Genomic DNA, 15142 nt, shown 5'->3' on the forward strand with positions numbered 1-15142 from the left:
CCTAGCCTTTCACCGCTCCGGCCACCATTCCATTGACGATCCGCTTGTTAAATATGATAAATAAAATCAGCATAGGAATGATAATTATAATCACATCCGCGAACAGCAGGTTATAAGAACTCTGAAACTGGCCGATAAAATTATATAAGGTCAATACAATCGTCACATTATCTGTCCCGGGATAGAAATATAACGGAGTTGTAAAATCGTTAAAGATGTAAATGGCATTTAAAATAATAACCGTGGCATTGATCGGTTTCAGCAACGGAAACACAATCCTTGAAAAGATTTCAAAGCGGTTACAGCCATCTATGTAACCGGCCTCCTCAAGCTCCTGGGGGATCGTACTGATATAGCCCCGGTACAGCATGATCGTGAAGGGCAGATTGATTACCGCTTCCAGCATAACAATGGAGAAAAAGGATTTGTATATATGCAGGTTCTGCAGCAGCCAGATCGTCGGCAGTACCGCCGGAGGCAGCATCAGGCCTACCATGAACAGGTTATTCACCATTTTAATCTTCCTGTCTTTCCTTCTCTGGATCACATAGCCAGCCATGGCGCCCGCGACCACCAGCAGCGCCACTGAAAAGAAGGTAATCAGCGCACTGTTCCGGAATGCGGTCAGCACCTGGAAATCCCGCACTTTAATAACCTCCAGGAAATTTTCCCAGTGAAAGGTGTCCGGCAGGGACAAGCTAAGTTTGTTTGCCCCTTTCCGATCCTTTAACGCGTTTAACAAGATAAAGAGGAACGGTATGATATAAACGATAAACATCCCGGTGCATCCCAGAATATCCCCGATCAGGAGCTTCGTTTTTTTCTTTTTCATCCTAGTTTTCCTCCCTCTTAAGCAGCCAGGTCTGCAGCGGATAGGCCAGACACGAGATCAGGATCAGCATAATCACATTGCCTGCCGTAGACAATCCGTAATATCCCGCCGCGTATTGTTTGTATACGATGGACGACAACACATCCGTGGCAAATCCGGGCCCGCCGCCGGTCATGGACCAGATCAGTTCGAAGCTTCGGATTCCGTCGATAAACGCCAGTATGATGATGGAGTTTCTGGCGGATATGGTCTGCGGCATGGTTACATACCGCAGTTTCTGCCACCAATTGGCGCCATCTATTTCCGCCGCTTCATAATAATTCTGATCAATAGCCTGAATGCTGGCGATGAACATCATGGTCGCGATACACAACCCCTCCCAGATCGCGACCCCAATCACGGAGAACATGGCGATCTTCGTATTGCCCAGCCAGTCTATCCCGGTAATACCGAACACAGCCAGCGCCTTATTAATAACCCCTTTTGACGGATGCATCATCGCCTTGAACATAATTCCGATGGCAATCAGGCTCAAGAGGCTCGGGAAAAATAATACCGAACGCAATATGTTTTTTGTCCTGATCTTACTGGTCAGGAATACCGCCAGGAAAAAGGCGGGTACCAGTTTCAAAATACTGGTCAGCACTGCATAAAGAAGCGTGTTCCGAATTCCGACATTCAAAGAATCCTCCTGAAAGAACATCTTAAAGTTATTCAGTCCGCAGAACTTCGCTCCGTCTATATTCCAGACCGTCATACTAAAATACAGCGACGTTACGGTCGGAATCAGAAAAAATATGGTGAACATCAACAGCGCAGGGGTCAAAAACCAGAAAGAATATAATTTCTTTTTGTCCATCGTTTCCTCCAGAGCCGCAGTTACTGCGGCATATATTCACTCTCTCTCAGGCTTTTATGCCGGTTACTCTTTCCAGTCCAGATTCAGCTGTACCGCAGCCTTGTAGCAGTCCGCATCATATTTCTCCGCTGCGGCTTTGCCGTCGATCTGACCGGTCGCCACCTCCACGCAGATAGCCGGAAGGTCACTTCCCACTACCTGTACCTGGGACTGCATATCCACTTCGGTCTTGCCCGCGTCAAAATATGCCTGCATATCTTCTTCCACAGCCCGGTAGCCGTCGCTTGCCGATTCATATCCTTTTACCAGGAAAGGCCCGTCTGCCATCTGCGCGGAACAATAGGCGTCCAGTCCTTGTTCGGAGATATAGAATTCCATGAAACGCAGGATATCGTCTGTCTTATCCGAGTTCTTATTTCCAAAGATGGTGGAAGGGGTCCACACGGTGATTCCCTGATTATCCGGGTCCTCATCGGGAATACCAAACACTCCTATTTTGTCCACGGTTTCTTTATCATACAAAGAGTAAATATTGGAAAGAGCCTGCGTCAGCATAATCCAGTGCGCCGCGTTTCCCTCTGCCAGAATCTCACATCCATCGTCATAAATAGTAGCCATATAATCACTGTTGTAGTAGTCTTTCAGATCCTCAAACTTCTGAAAGCTCCTCATAGCCGCCGGGGTGTTTGCATATTTGGCAGTACCGGCTTCAAAATTTTTGTAGAATTCCGGATCTTTTGCACTCACATTATAGTAATCCCCCAGGAATAGAACCTGCGCCGTCCAGCTGTCCGCAAAGGTACCAAGTACCGCTGTGTCTCCGCCATCTTTTATCACCTGGCAGTTTTTCAGGAACTCGTCCCAGGTTTTGGGAACTTCCAGATTGTATTTTTCATACAGATCCCGGTTGTACAGGATCGCTCCGCACATGGATGTGCCGACCGGAATGCCGTATACGCCGCCGTTATAAGTGACCGCCTCGCGGTATGTATCATCCAGCTTATCCGGTATATTAGTCCCGCTTAAGTCCATAAAGTATTTGTCCGGGCCAACCGATTTGAATTTGCTGTCGGACCATACGCACATATCGGCCATATCTCCGCTGGCCAGTCTGGTTTTCATAATATTATCCCCATCTGTACCCGCCGTATAGATATCCAGTTCTACCGTAATTCCCAGAACTTCCTTTGCTTTGTCGCAGACTGCCTGCAGTCCGTCCAGCGTCTCATCGGAGTCTACGGATAAGGTAAGGGTTACTTCCTCATCATCCTTCTTTGGTTCCTCTGTCTGTGCCGCATCCGCCGTCTGCCGTTCATCCTGCTGCTTGGGCGCTTCCGCATCGGCGGCCCCTTGTAATCCACTGCTGCATCCATTTAACCCCATGACCACCGTCACTGCCAATAAAGCCGCCAATACTTTTTTTGCCTTCATAAAATGACCCTCCTGTTTTTCTTTTCCTTCTTGTTTTATACTTGTTATATTTGTGATACCCTATATTGAATCCGATGGACACCGGACCCTGCTTCCAAATCTATGCGCTCCGCCTTCTCCTTGCTGCTGCCGGCTTCCTTTATCACTTCATTTTTTGTTCTGAAATTGGCCTTCTGCCTGCTGCAGCCTTTTGCTTCTATCAATTCTGTTACGTTGTTCAGCCGGATCTGCGCTGTCGTATTATGGGGGATCTGAACTTCCAGCGTTACCTGATCCTCCTCACACTCCCACCTTACTTCTATATCTCCATAAGGGGAGGAACAGGAAGCTTCCACATTTCCCAATTCCTCACAGATTTCCGGGCAGATCAGAATTCTTCGAAAACCCGGATTCTCCTCACAGATCCGGATACCGGCAGCCGTTTCAAACAGCCATTCGCCGACTGCTCCGTATGCATAGTGGTTAAAAGAATTCATATCCGCGCTCCACATGTTCCCATCCGGCTTCTTCCCGTCCAGGTGCTCCCATACGGTAGTCGCTCCCTGGCTGACCTGGTAGAGCCAGGACGGATAGTCGGTACGAAGCAGCAGCCGATACGCTTCCTTTGTCTTCTCCTGAGCGCTCAAAGCCGGGCACAGGCATGGCGTGCCCATAAATCCGGTGGTCATATGGCCGTCATTTTGTTCCAATAACCCGGCCAACCGGTCTGCCGCACCCGTTTTCCACTGATCCGGCACCAGATCAAAACAAAGGGCCAGCGCATATGCCGTCTGGGTATCCGCAGTCATCATCCCATCCGGGCCAAAAAAATTGGTCTTAAAAACACTTCGGATTTCCTCATAGAGCTTTTGATATTTTACCGCGTCTTCCCTGTGCTCCAGGATATCCGCCACCCTGGCGAAGATTCCTGTAGAATAGGCATAATAAGCAGTGCAGGTCAGCTCATTCGGCGTTGCCCCAAAATAACTGCCCTCTTTGGCGTCCAGGGCCAGCCAGTCCCCGAACTGAAGCTGATAATTCCATATACCGTTCTCCGCATGGGCTGTCATAAAATCGATCCAGGACTTCATACCGGCATACTGTCTTTCCAGTATCCGCCGGTCTGCGTAATGCAGATACAGCTTCCAGGGTATGAGCACCGCCGCATCCGCCCAGGCTGCCGCCGAGTGGATGCCCTGACTTAGAAGCCAGTCATCGGACTGGTCCCTGCCGCATAAAATATCGGGGATCAGATGGGGCACCCCGCCTTCTTCGTTCTGCTCAAGACTCAGATCTCTGAGCCATTTTTCAAAAAAATTATATACATTACCAAGGTAAGCTGACGTTCGACAGAAAATCTGAGCGTCTCCCGTCCACCCAAGCCTCTCATCCCGCTGCGGGCAGTCCGTCGGGATATCCACGAAATTACTTTTCATGCTCCATCTGATATTTTGAACCAGACGGTTCAGCAATGGGTTCCCGCACCGGAAAGTCCCTGTATAATCGATCGAGGAGTACATGGCAACAGCCCTGAACTGCTCCGGAACAATCTCCCCCGGCCAGCGCAGCACAGCCACATACCGGAACCCCTGGTAGGTGAACAGCGGCTCATGTTCTTCCGGCCCTTCGCCTCTGCAGAAGTAACGGATCGTCTGCCTCGCGCTTCTCAGGTTATCGGTATAGACATTCCCCTCTTTGTCCAGTTCTTCAAAGCACTGCAGCTCCACCAGGTCTCCGGGTTTACCCTGCACCCGAAACCCCGGGATTCCCGCCATGTTCTGGCCGAAGTCCAGACAGGTGATCCCATCCGGCGTCCGGAATATCTTTTTTACCGGGAAAATTTCCTGTTTTCTGACAAGCGCAGCTTTCTGCGGGTAAAGATTCGGGACCGGATAATCCAATTCACAAACCGGATTCCATCCTTCTTCCGATAATCCCGGCCGGTTAAACCCTGGAATTTCCAGCCTGGCGTCATAGGTTTCTCCATCGTACAGTTCCGCCATCCGAACAGGGGAAGGGCAGCCCTTCCAGGACTCGTCCGTACACCATATTTCATCCGTTCCATTTTCATAGCGTATATGAAGCTCCATGAAAAATGCGGTCTGTTCTCCGTACAGGCAGCGTCCGCTCTCACCGATCCGCCCTTTATACCAACCGGCGCCGATCACTGCTGCCGCCGCGTTCTTTCCCGGCCTTAACCGGTCCGTCACATCCCAGGTCTGATAGAGCAGCTGCTTTTCATAAGCGGTCCAGCCTGGTGTTAATTCAGCGTCCCCCACCTTACCGCCATTCAGATAGAACTCATAGAGACCCAACGCGCTCACCATGGCCCAGGCACGGTTCACCTTATCTTTTAAAGTAAATTCTTTCCTTATATATGTACCCGCGGAGCTTTCCGCCTGGACGGCGGACTCAGCCGACACAAATCTCGCCTTCCATCGGTATCCCTCCGGTAAAGCAAAGAGAAAATCCGCTGTCCCGCTCCATTCACTGCTTCGCCCATAGTTATCCCATATACGGACGCGGGCGAAGTATGGGACCAAAGGCTGATACCCGCTGATCGTGGGAATTACATGAGCGGAATCTTCCGCCGTTTTCTGCCCGCTGTCATATATCAGATCCCCAAAATCGTCTGCCCGGGAGATCTGAAGCTGATACCCTGTTTGTAAGGTAGCTGGCCGGTCGCTTTCGATCACCCAGCTAAACTGCGGTATCTGTGTCACGGCCATCAGCTTTTTCTCATAATCCATCCGAATTTCTTTTATTCTCAGCAATGGCCTCTCCTCTTAAAAGTTCTCTTTGTTCCAGCCCCAGTATTCCGTCTCCGCGTATTTGACATATATCCGGTTCCCGGGAATCCCCAGAACCTTTTCTATATCCCCGCTCAATGCCCGGGTCAGATTCTCATATGCTTCACTGCCCGCGCCGCCGTAAACCGATATATCCAACAGCGCGCAGGGATCCTCATTCCCTTGAAAATACAACCCGCATCCTTCTTCGAACTGTATCATAAGCCACTGTTCCGTCTTACCCGGCAGCAGTCCGATCTGCTTCCCGAAATCCGCTTTTAATTCCTGTTTCTGCTCTGCCGATATTTTCCCGGATGTCCTGACATGAATAAACGGCATTTTCATCGCTCCCCTTTTTTCATATAATTTTGCACGGTTTCGATCTGTTCGCTGAAAGTCTCCCCGAATTTGTTTTCAAAAAACGCTCCGCCAATGGTATAAGTGCGGGGATTAAACTTTTTTACCATATCCAGCCGTTCATAACTGTTAATACTGCCCACGATGCTCAGTGGTTTGTTTACTTTCTTTACAGTATCCGAGATCGCCGTCAGCAATTCTTCCACGTTGCCGTCATACCGGTAAGCCGCCACATTGATTCCGGTCACTCCGTCTTTTTCCGCCAGACACGCCGCCTCCTCTTTCAATTCTTCAATCGTCCCCCGGATACTCTCGGTATAACGCTCTCCGATAAACGGGAAATAGGTGATATGATGTTCTTTCACCATTTCCAAAATGCTGTCATAGTAAACCGTTCCCAAAATGGCGTCAAACCCGCTTTCGATCCCCAGTTTCACAGCCTTTGAACAGTCTTCCTCAGTTTTCGCCACAATCTCCATAAATGTGGTTTTACCGGCGTCTTTCATACACCGGACCAGATCCTTCATCTCTTCCGGAGGCAGGCCCACTTCCTTAAACCCCCAATAGCCGCACGGCGCATCTTTTGCCTCCAAAAAAATTTCCTTCGAATTTTTCACGGTGACGTCATTATGCGTCAGCATAACAACCAATTCAGGACAACTCATTTTACGATCTCCTTTCGTTTTGAAAGATTTTCTTTTCTTTTTCTTTCTATTTTTTCTCATTATAACAAACGTTTTTTCTTTTTTCAACATATTTTTTAACTTTTTTACTATTTCTTTGCTTTTCAACGCAAAATAGAAAAATAAAAAAAGTTGTCTGTCATCTTCGTATTGCTTTTTAATAAAATTTGGATTATACTATACTGGAAAATAATACATAAGAAAGAGAAAGTGAAATCCAAATATGTTTAAAGCAGAGCGACTTCAAAAAATACAAGAGCTCATAACCAAACAAAATCATATGGATATTAATACGTTAAGTAAGCTGCTGAATGTCTCCAACGTGACCGTGAGAAACGATCTGAAAGAGCTGGAGGAAAAGGGCATTCTTTACCGTACCCACGGCGGGGCCACGCTCAGATCCCAAAGTCCTCTCCAGAGCATCCCCCTGCTGCAGGAGCTGAATCCTTCCACCGAGGCTTTCGCCGCCATCGAGCGTATTGCCGAGGAAGCAGCCAATTATGTAGAAGATAAAGAATGGATCTTTCTGGGGAGCGGTACGACCACCTGCGCCATCGCCAAAGCATTGGCCAACCGCGACGTCCAGGTCGTGACCAACAATGTCCTGGCCTCCTATATCTTATCCCAGCAGCCCAACGCCAACGTGATCCTGTGCGGAGGCAAGGTCTATACCGAACGGATTCCGTTTCTGTCCGGTGACCTGACCCTGAATAATCTGTCCTCCATGTTCTTTAACAAAGCTTTTATCGGCGTCTCCGCTGTCGACTTTAAATGCGGTTATTCGGTCTCCAACGATGTGGAATGCAATATCTTCAAATTTTTGCAGGATTACTCCAAAGAAATCATCGTGGTCACGGACTCATCGAAATTCGAGAAAGCGGCCTTCATGAGTATCGGGAACCTGGATATCGCTAACACTATTATCTCTGACACAGGAATGCCGGAGTGCTACCAGGAATACTACAAAGAAAACAATATCAATATGTTACTGGTTTAACATTTAACCGCCAAATAAATCTTTTCCGAAAAGATCACAGGAGATGTTCCATTCATCCGTAGGAACATCTCCTTTCTATTTTTCGTTCTTTCCTTTTTCTTCTATTACACAGTTTTTTCTTTCTATTTTTTTCTTTTTTTAATTTTTCGCTGGACTTTTCCTTCATTTTCGATATAATAATAAATAATACAACACAGGAGGTATTTCCAATGAAATTCAAAAAGGAACAATTAATCGAACTCAGCCATCCCCTGCTGGCAGATCAGGAATGTTTTCCCTACCATCCCTATCCGACAGGCTATACTTCAGCCAGCCATTGGTACATAGAAACGCTTCTCATGATGGACTCCCACATCGGAACCCACATCGAGATCCCCTATCACAGAAACGAGAACGGACTGGACTGCAAAGACTGGCCTCTGGAGAAACTGATCGGCGAAGCCACGGTCATCAATGTTCTCGGCAAAAAACCCAATGAGCCCATCACCTTATCCGATGTCAAAAAATACGAAGGAATCCTCCAGGAGGAAGATATGATCTTCCTCTATACCGGTTACGATCAATATTTCCACACCCCAGACTGGCAGCCCTATCCGTATATCGCGGAGGACGCGCTGGCCTGGCTGCTCTCGTTCCATCCTAAGGCCCTGGGAACCGACGCCTCCGGGATCGAACTGCCCGGGATCGACACTCAGGAACTCCCAGGCGAACCCAATCATGTAAACTGCTTCAAAAACGGAACCGCCATCATCGAATCCCTGACGAATCTGGGTGCTATTGAAAACTGCAGACCCACAGTCTTCGTGCTGATCCCCATGGCCGAAGGAATGGATGCTTTTCCGTCACGCATTGTAGCAATTAAAGGATTATGATGATTTAACTTTAGGGCCGGGGAGGCGGGAGGCTTGGGGACGCGGGGAATTGCGGAGACGGTTTTCCATCCGGGGGGCCAAATCGCATCGGCAGGACCTAAGAACGAGTAACTCCGATGGTGGGAGAACCTCTTATTGGCAGGACCCGGAACAAACTCGCCGAAGAACGGCTCGGACAGTGTTCCAGGCCCTGCGAGGTTCTCCCGCCATCTGCGTAACTCATTCTAAGTTCCTGCCTCAAGTGATTTGGCCCCCCGAATGGAAAACCGTCTCCGCAATTCCCCGCGTCCCCAAGCCTCCCGCCTCCCCTATCCTGGTGAAAGCAGAGCGCCACATTCAACGGATTCTTGATAACAGTTAAGAGCATTATGACCATGGAACTTAAGACGAATTAACGCTGGGCTGGAAGAAAGAGGGGAGCGGGGACTGCGCCATATCGGACCGGGCCTGGTTCCGGCGGAGGCGGCCGGGGCTTGGAAGGGAGAAAATCCAACCGGTCCGGTACATAAGGCGCCCGTGTGAAATCTTAATGAAATCTGTCCCGGCTGTTATGGGCGCAGGACTGTTTTCCAAACAGTCCTGCGGTGGCTTCTGAGCCGCGAATGCATCGGCATTCGGGGCGAATAAGCCACGTACCCATAACAGCCGGGACAGATTTCATTTAGATTTCACCGGGAATCAGCCTTAAGTACCGGGCCGGTTGGATTTTCTCCCTCCCAAGCCCCGGCCCCTCCGTCGGAACCAGGCCCGGTCCGATATGGCGCAGCCCCCGCTCCCCTCTTTCTTCCAGCATATACAATCCCCCACTAAAGCTTCTCCCCATAAATATTCTTATACCCCTCCCCATAGATCTCGTTGGCGCTGCTAATAATTAAGAAAGCACCAGGGTCGGTCTGTTTGACGATCTCTTCCAGTCTGGGATAATAGCGTTTCTTGAGGACGCATAGGATCACCTGCTTTTCGGTGTTGGTGTAAGCCCCCTGGCCCTTTAGATAGGTTACGCCTATTTCCAGTTCTCGGAGGACTCGGTCTGTGATATGACGGGCACTGTCACTGATGATGTAGACCAGCTTGGCCTCGTCTTTTCCGTATAATACCATGTCCAGAATAAAAGAGTTGATCAATACCGCAATTCCGGCAAATAAGGCTTTGTCCAAATCCCGAAAGATGATTCCTGAGAGAGTGACAATGACCGCGTCGGTCATCAGGAATATTTTTCCGGTTTTCAGGTGGGGAAAACGGATGCGGAGCAGTTTTACGATTATGTCTGTTCCTCCGGTGGTAGCTCCTGCTTTGAATATGATTCCCATTCCGACTGGCACCAGGAAAGCACCGGTTATGGAGGCCAGCAGCGGATTGCCGGTAACAGATCCGATCCGGCTGAACAGGTTTGTACATGCGGAGATGGCGGCAACTGCATAGAACGTGGATAGAATGAATTTTACTCCGAATTTCCAGATTCCCAAAGCAACTACCGGTATATTAAACAGAAAGAACCAGGTGCCTGTCTTCCATCCTGTGATATGGCTGCATATGATGGCAAGCCCTGACATCCCTCCCGGCGCCAGGCCGTTGGGGTCCAGGAAAAGGCTGATGCCCGCAGAGTAGATGAACGCCGCGGCAGTTATGTATAGGTAGGATTGTATGGATTTTTTTATGTGTTTACTGTTGTCCATGTATCTTTCTCCCCTTTTGTTTCTTTCTCTTTTTTATGATTATAACATTATATCTTTCTTTTTTACAATAATATTTTTCTATTATTTTATTTTTTCTTTCTTTTATTTTCTTTTTTAAAAATTCAGTTTTAAATGTATGGATTGGAGCGGTATGAAGCCGGTGTATGATAGACAGCCTCTTCCCCTGATGGTAACCGGTTGGAAACTATGGTACCGGAAGGTGCGTACTTCACAACGATTCTGCAAATGTCTATAATAATGCGTAAGAAGTCCATTGAAAATTTTTAGTCTGGGGTTAAAGGAGATTGCTGCATGACTCATGCTGAACAAAGGCTTTATTTAATACAGAAGTTGTTGTCGGAGGACACCCGTTTTCAAGATGTTCAGATACCGGAAAACGAGCAGGAGCAAAAAGATCTGCTTCGAAGTCTGATGAATATCCGGCCGCCAAGGCCGGCCGGGAAAGAATTTTTAAGGATTCAAGATGAATACTTATGCCGGGAGCGGGACAATGCCGGCGTGACAGACGCGGAATCGCTGCCGTCTCTTAGGTCCGACAAGCGGCTCGTTCTGTGGCAGGGCGATATTACCACCCTGCGGGCCGACGCGATCGTGAACGCCGCGAACAGCGCTCTGCTCGGCTGTTTTTATCCTCTTCACTCCTGCATCGATAATATGGTGCATTCCCGCAGCGGTATTCAACTTCGACTGCTTTGCGACAATATCATGAAACGCCAGGGACACGATGAACCGGCCGGGAAAGCGAAAATCACCCCCGCATTCAATCTTCCCTGCAAGTACATCCTCCATACCGTAGGACCAATCATCTATGACCGGGTCACGGGAAAGGATTGCGAACTGCTGGCTTCCTGCTACCGCTCCTGCCTTGAACTGGCTGCCCGGAACGGATGCCGGAGCATTGCTTTTTGCTGTATATCGACCGGAGAATTTCATTTTCCTAACCTGGAAGCAGCCCGGACAGCCATCGCGGTTGTAAAAGAATTCCTGAAATCCGATACGATAATAGAAAAAGTTATTTTCAACGTATTTAAAGATAAAGATCTGAAAATCTATGAGAAACTGTTGTGAGTATAAGAAAAAAGAAGCGCCGCCCATGCGGAGCAGGAGGTTAAGATGTCGATATTGACTAGTCAGAGTGCGGATAGAATTGACCGGCTGTGGGAGGCCCTGGCGGACGCGGATGCAGTGATAATCGGCGCGGGGGCGGGGCTGTCGGCTTCGGCAGGATTTGTCTATGACGGGGAACGTTTTCGCCGGTATTTCGCCGATTTTGAAGAAAAGTATCATTTCCGGGATATGTATTCCGGAGGTTTCTATCCCTTTTCCTCCCCGGAGGAATATTGGGCTTATTGGAGCAGATATATTTATATCAACCGCTATACGGATGCGCCTAAGCCAGTGTACCAGGATTTGTACCGGCTGGTAAAGGATAAAGACTACTTTGTCCTCACGACAAATGTCGATCACTGTTTCCAAAAAGCAGGTTTTGATAAACGCCGGCTGTTCTATACCCAAGGCGATTACGGCCTGTTTCAGTGTTCAGCGCCCTGTCACCGGAAAACCTACGACAATGAGTCTCAGGTTCTGCAGATGCTGAAGCACCAGGCGGACGGGAAAATTCCAACCCGGCTGATTCCACGCTGTCCGGTCTGCGGCAAGCCTATGAGTATGAACCTTCGTTCAGACAATACCTTTGTCGAAGACGAGGGCTGGCATTTGGCGGCAAAACGCTACGGTGAATTTTTGGAGAGACATAAAGACCGGAAAGTGCTGTTTCTTGAATTAGGTACAGGAATGAACACTCCGGGTATAATAAAATTTCCTTTCTGGCGCATGGTCCATGACTGGCATAATGCTGTTTATGCCTGTATCAACCTGCGGGAAGCCTTTGCCCCCGATGAAATACGTGAAAAATCAATCTGCATTAACGACGACATTGGAACAATTTTGAAACAAAATAACGCTCCCCTTTCAGGCGGTTTCTGAAAGGGGAGCGTTATAAAATTAGGAAAAAGGATGTAATCAATGATCCGATAAATTCTATTTCATTCAATCTATAGTTATCACGTTATTTTTACATTATTACAGTTCGCTGTATCCGTAACTGTTCACGATCGCATCCATCGGCAGGCCCGCCTTACACATCTCGCAGTCGTCCGGCTCAGACAGCTTAAAGTCCGGCAGATCGGATACATTAAATACTGAATTTACGGGATATCCCTCAATATTATCAATAACGCTGAATATAACAGAAATTCCCTCCACAATGCCGCCGTAGGATGTAATACACTTGATACTCTTATAGATCGTCCGGCCCGACATGGCGGTAGCCAGTACGACCAGCACATGCTTATTCCGGATCATTCTTCGAATATTGTCTCTGACAACCATCTGACCACTGGAATCAAATTCAGGGCTTACCACATAAAAAGATTTGTGTTCATTCTGGGAACTCACTCCCAATTTACTCAATTCCTGGGCCACATAAGCTCCTATTACCTCGCAGCCGTCCATGCAGATAATGGTGTCGATCGGAGTCTTGGACGCGAATGTCCTGGCCATCTCCGAGAAAAAGGCGCAATCGCTTCCTCCCATATTGGTCTGCGTCAAATTAACGCGGCTGACATATCGCTGAGACATTGTCTTGGCCACCATCTCAGATTCTTTCTGCCGCATTTTCAGATTAGACATATCTATATAATAGTTGACATGAAAGCGGTCGGATGAAAAATGGCCTGGAGTTACGGTAAGGTGAAGTTCCGGGTTCTCCTTCGATGGAATCTTAATCCTATCCTGCATAATTACCTCCTCCTGATACTCAAAGTACTTATTTATTTTGATACTATCATTATTCCCCAGTTGCTGTAAATAACATAGACTATGTTCTTTTCTTTTTTTAGGGGGGGCGGGAGAAGAGGAAGGCGGGAAACTTCGGGGGCTAGAGGACTGGAGGGCGGGGCGGCGGGGCGGCATATCCCGTGGGGACAAATCGCTTCGGCCGGGTCTAAGAACGGGTAACTCCGAAGAAAATGAAACCTGTGATTCGCAGGACCCGGGGCAAACTCGCCAAAATGCGGCTCAAACAGTGCCCCGGGTCCTGCCAGGTTTCGTTTTCTTCTGCGTAACCCGTTCTAAGACCCGGCCTCAAGCGATTTGTCCCCACGGGATATGCCGCCCCGCCGCCCCGCCCTCCAGTCCTCTAGCCCCCGAAGTTTCCCGCCTTCCTCTTCTCCCTTCACTAAAATAAGCCATGTTCCATGTTCTTATGGATCAGGATTGCTTTTATGTAAGATCGGAGGATTATATATTAATAGCTCTGAGAGAACAAATCTTATAGAAGCTTCCAAAAGCTTACTACTATTCCTTACCTTTCCTTAACGTTATAATGTATATTATTTAGGAGAACTTGAATGTTAATTCGCGTTGCTTGTGGAAACGGGTAATTTCTCATACAATATTGTCAGAAATAAGAAGGAGGACATTTGTAATGTTAAATGAGAACATTAAAATAATCAGAAAATCAAAAGGGCTTTCCCAACAAGAGCTTGCCGTGAAATTGAATGTGGTACGACAAACTATATCGAAATGGGAGAAAGGATTATCCGTTCCTGATTCAGATATGTTGATTTCCATATCAAAGGTTCTAGAAATCCCTGTTAGCACTCTACTGGGAGAAACTGTTGCGGAAATTAAGGTTGATGATTTAAAGGCAATTTCAGAAAAACTAGAGGTCATAAACTTACAGCTCGCACAAAAGAAGGTTACTAGGCAAAAAATTATTCAAGGATCATTGATTATACTGTGTGCTGTTATAGTAATTATTTCGGTAATCTTAAATGTGGTAAATAGTCCCTATTTAAATTGGAATTATAATGACCCTGAAACTGCTGTTTTGGGAGTTGGTTTTCATGCATTAGAATGGTTGTTTGTTAGACTGGCACCTATTATTCTCATTGGAGCAAGTGTTGGAATTTTCTTTACACGGAAAAAAATGTAAAACCGCTCTGTCTTCGAAGCGTAAATCAAACATATAAATTCCAATTTTACAACTTCATAAAGACAGAAAGATACAGAAAAAGCAGTCAATCTTAAGAATTGTCTGCTTTTTCCTTTAAAAAAATTCCTTAAAAAAATCTATAATATAATTTCTAATTTATATTGTCAAATCAAGGCTCTAATAATCGTGGTAAATTCGTAGTAAAATGAGTATTTGCATACCTTACAATATCTGAACGTATAGTACTTATGCAGATAATCGAAAATCATTTATAATTTAGAATTAACATCTCACCTAATAAATCCCATTATCCATCCAGTCCGCTATACGTATTCCATTCAACCCTTTCTGCACTTAACTCTCAGCCGTCACCAAAGTCTGGCGGAGCGGGCCGGCACAAGGCCTGGTTCCGGGCCGGGGGGACTGGTAGTACCGGGAACCCATGGGCTTGAGGCCGGAGATAATGGCAGTTTCCGGGGAGGCTCCCGGCGGCCGGGTTCTTTTGTGTCTCCCCGTGAGCGCATAGGGCGGCTGAGCCACCGCTTAGTGGAATCGAAAAGCCGGGTTCAGGATGCACGGCGGACTTCACGTCCGACGGGCAAGAGCCTCTGAACCGGGAACACATCACGTGTTCCTGGTGAATAGGCTC

General features: G+C 47.7%; 14 protein-coding genes. 5 read left to right on the plus strand and 9 right to left on the minus strand.

Annotation, left to right across the window (positions count from 1 at the left end):
- Window position 1: 1 nt before the first annotated feature.
- The 6 genes from KTH89_RS07755 to KTH89_RS07780 all read right to left on the minus strand — a co-directional run bounded on the left by KTH89_RS07755 (window position 2) and on the right by KTH89_RS07780 (window position 6912).
- Window positions 2–832: a carbohydrate ABC transporter permease gene (locus KTH89_RS07755; RefSeq protein ID WP_238721289.1), complete on the minus strand. Its 831-nt coding sequence runs from the start codon at window positions 830–832 to the stop codon at window positions 2–4.
- Window position 833: 1 nt separating this feature from the next.
- Window positions 834–1691 carry a carbohydrate ABC transporter permease gene (locus KTH89_RS07760; protein ID WP_238721290.1) on the minus strand — a complete coding sequence of 286 codons (858 nt, stop codon included), beginning with the start codon at window positions 1689–1691 and terminating at the stop codon, window positions 834–836.
- Window positions 1692–1754: 63 nt separating this feature from the next.
- The gene (locus KTH89_RS07765; protein ID WP_158347198.1) at window positions 1755–3122 is read right to left on the minus strand and encodes an ABC transporter substrate-binding protein; all 1368 of its coding nucleotides are present in this window, start codon (window positions 3120–3122) and stop codon (window positions 1755–1757) included.
- Between the two features lie 44 nt (window positions 3123–3166).
- Window positions 3167–5875: an alpha-L-rhamnosidase gene (locus tag KTH89_RS07770; protein ID WP_238721291.1), complete on the minus strand. Its 2709-nt coding sequence runs from the start codon at window positions 5873–5875 to the stop codon at window positions 3167–3169.
- A gap of 12 nt (window positions 5876–5887) precedes the next feature.
- A complete protein-coding gene (locus KTH89_RS07775) occupies window positions 5888–6229 on the minus strand; it encodes a phenylpyruvate tautomerase MIF-related protein (RefSeq protein ID WP_238721292.1) in 342 nt (113 codons plus the stop codon).
- Window positions 6230–6231: 2 nt separating this feature from the next.
- Window positions 6232–6912, minus strand: coding sequence for a hypothetical protein (locus KTH89_RS07780; protein ID WP_158347201.1), 681 nt, complete (start codon window positions 6910–6912; stop codon window positions 6232–6234).
- Between the two features lie 241 nt (window positions 6913–7153).
- Here KTH89_RS07780 and KTH89_RS07785 point away from each other — a divergent pair, with 241 nt between their 5' ends.
- Together KTH89_RS07785 and KTH89_RS07790 are read left to right on the plus strand one after the other, a co-directional pair.
- Window positions 7154–7927 carry a DeoR/GlpR family DNA-binding transcription regulator gene (locus tag KTH89_RS07785; protein WP_238721293.1) on the plus strand — a complete coding sequence of 258 codons (774 nt, stop codon included), beginning with the start codon at window positions 7154–7156 and terminating at the stop codon, window positions 7925–7927.
- A gap of 209 nt (window positions 7928–8136) precedes the next feature.
- Window positions 8137–8799 (plus strand): cyclase family protein, encoded by a 663-nt coding sequence (locus tag KTH89_RS07790; RefSeq protein ID WP_238721294.1) that lies wholly within the window; start codon window positions 8137–8139, stop codon window positions 8797–8799.
- 661 nt (window positions 8800–9460) lie between these two features.
- Here KTH89_RS07790 and KTH89_RS24885 read toward each other — a convergent pair.
- Window positions 9461–9592: a hypothetical protein gene (locus KTH89_RS24885; protein WP_275061760.1), complete on the minus strand. Its 132-nt coding sequence runs from the start codon at window positions 9590–9592 to the stop codon at window positions 9461–9463.
- 13 nt (window positions 9593–9605) lie between these two features.
- Window positions 9606–10475, minus strand: coding sequence for a YitT family protein (locus KTH89_RS07795; RefSeq protein ID WP_238721295.1), 870 nt, complete (start codon window positions 10473–10475; stop codon window positions 9606–9608).
- Between the two features lie 312 nt (window positions 10476–10787).
- Between KTH89_RS07795 and KTH89_RS07800 the strand changes: the two genes are divergently transcribed.
- Together KTH89_RS07800 and KTH89_RS07805 are read left to right on the plus strand one after the other, a co-directional pair.
- Window positions 10788–11564, plus strand: a complete 777-nt coding sequence (locus tag KTH89_RS07800; protein WP_238721296.1) for a protein-ADP-ribose hydrolase — start codon at window positions 10788–10790, stop codon at window positions 11562–11564.
- A gap of 45 nt (window positions 11565–11609) precedes the next feature.
- Window positions 11610–12482: an SIR2 family NAD-dependent protein deacylase gene (locus KTH89_RS07805; protein WP_238721297.1), complete on the plus strand. Its 873-nt coding sequence runs from the start codon at window positions 11610–11612 to the stop codon at window positions 12480–12482.
- A 96-nt stretch (window positions 12483–12578) separates the two neighbouring features.
- On the opposite strand, the gene KTH89_RS07810 is transcribed toward KTH89_RS07805, so the two are convergent.
- Entirely contained in the window at window positions 12579–13295 is a 717-nt protein-coding gene (locus KTH89_RS07810; RefSeq protein ID WP_158347207.1) for a type I phosphoribosyltransferase, read from the minus strand.
- Window positions 13296–13983: 688 nt separating this feature from the next.
- Between KTH89_RS07810 and KTH89_RS07815 the strand changes: the two genes are divergently transcribed.
- Window positions 13984–14493, plus strand: a complete 510-nt coding sequence (locus tag KTH89_RS07815; protein WP_238721298.1) for a helix-turn-helix domain-containing protein — start codon at window positions 13984–13986, stop codon at window positions 14491–14493.
- The last annotated feature ends 649 nt before the right edge of the window (window positions 14494–15142 follow it).

The sequence above is a fragment of the Diplocloster agilis genome (assembly GCF_019042275.1).
GTDB classification, from domain to species: domain Bacteria; phylum Bacillota; class Clostridia; order Lachnospirales; family Lachnospiraceae; genus Diplocloster; species Diplocloster agilis.

What these genes read in the sequence shown, in the direction of transcription:
- KTH89_RS07755 (WP_238721289.1), bottom strand. Translation starts at nt 832, where the DNA reads ATGAAAAAGAAAAAAACGAAGCTCCTGATCGGGGATATTCTGGGATGC.
- KTH89_RS07760 (WP_238721290.1), bottom strand. Translation starts at nt 1,691, where the DNA reads ATGGACAAAAAGAAATTATATTCTTTCTGGTTTTTGACCCCTGCGCTG.
- KTH89_RS07765 (WP_158347198.1), bottom strand. Translation starts at nt 3,122, where the DNA reads ATGAAGGCAAAAAAAGTATTGGCGGCTTTATTGGCAGTGACGGTGGTC.
- KTH89_RS07775 (WP_238721292.1), bottom strand. Translation starts at nt 6,229, where the DNA reads ATGCCGTTTATTCATGTCAGGACATCCGGGAAAATATCGGCAGAGCAG.
- KTH89_RS07780 (WP_158347201.1), bottom strand. Translation starts at nt 6,912, where the DNA reads ATGAGTTGTCCTGAATTGGTTGTTATGCTGACGCATAATGACGTCACC.
- KTH89_RS07785 (WP_238721293.1), top strand. Translation starts at nt 7,154, where the DNA reads ATGTTTAAAGCAGAGCGACTTCAAAAAATACAAGAGCTCATAACCAAA.
- KTH89_RS07790 (WP_238721294.1), top strand. Translation starts at nt 8,137, where the DNA reads ATGAAATTCAAAAAGGAACAATTAATCGAACTCAGCCATCCCCTGCTG.
- KTH89_RS24885 (WP_275061760.1), bottom strand. Translation starts at nt 9,592, where the DNA reads ATGCTGGAAGAAAGAGGGGAGCGGGGGCTGCGCCATATCGGACCGGGC.
- KTH89_RS07795 (WP_238721295.1), bottom strand. Translation starts at nt 10,475, where the DNA reads ATGGACAACAGTAAACACATAAAAAAATCCATACAATCCTACCTATAC.
- KTH89_RS07800 (WP_238721296.1), top strand. Translation starts at nt 10,788, where the DNA reads ATGACTCATGCTGAACAAAGGCTTTATTTAATACAGAAGTTGTTGTCG.
- KTH89_RS07805 (WP_238721297.1), top strand. Translation starts at nt 11,610, where the DNA reads ATGTCGATATTGACTAGTCAGAGTGCGGATAGAATTGACCGGCTGTGG.
- KTH89_RS07810 (WP_158347207.1), bottom strand. Translation starts at nt 13,295, where the DNA reads ATGCAGGATAGGATTAAGATTCCATCGAAGGAGAACCCGGAACTTCAC.
- KTH89_RS07815 (WP_238721298.1), top strand. Translation starts at nt 13,984, where the DNA reads ATGTTAAATGAGAACATTAAAATAATCAGAAAATCAAAAGGGCTTTCC.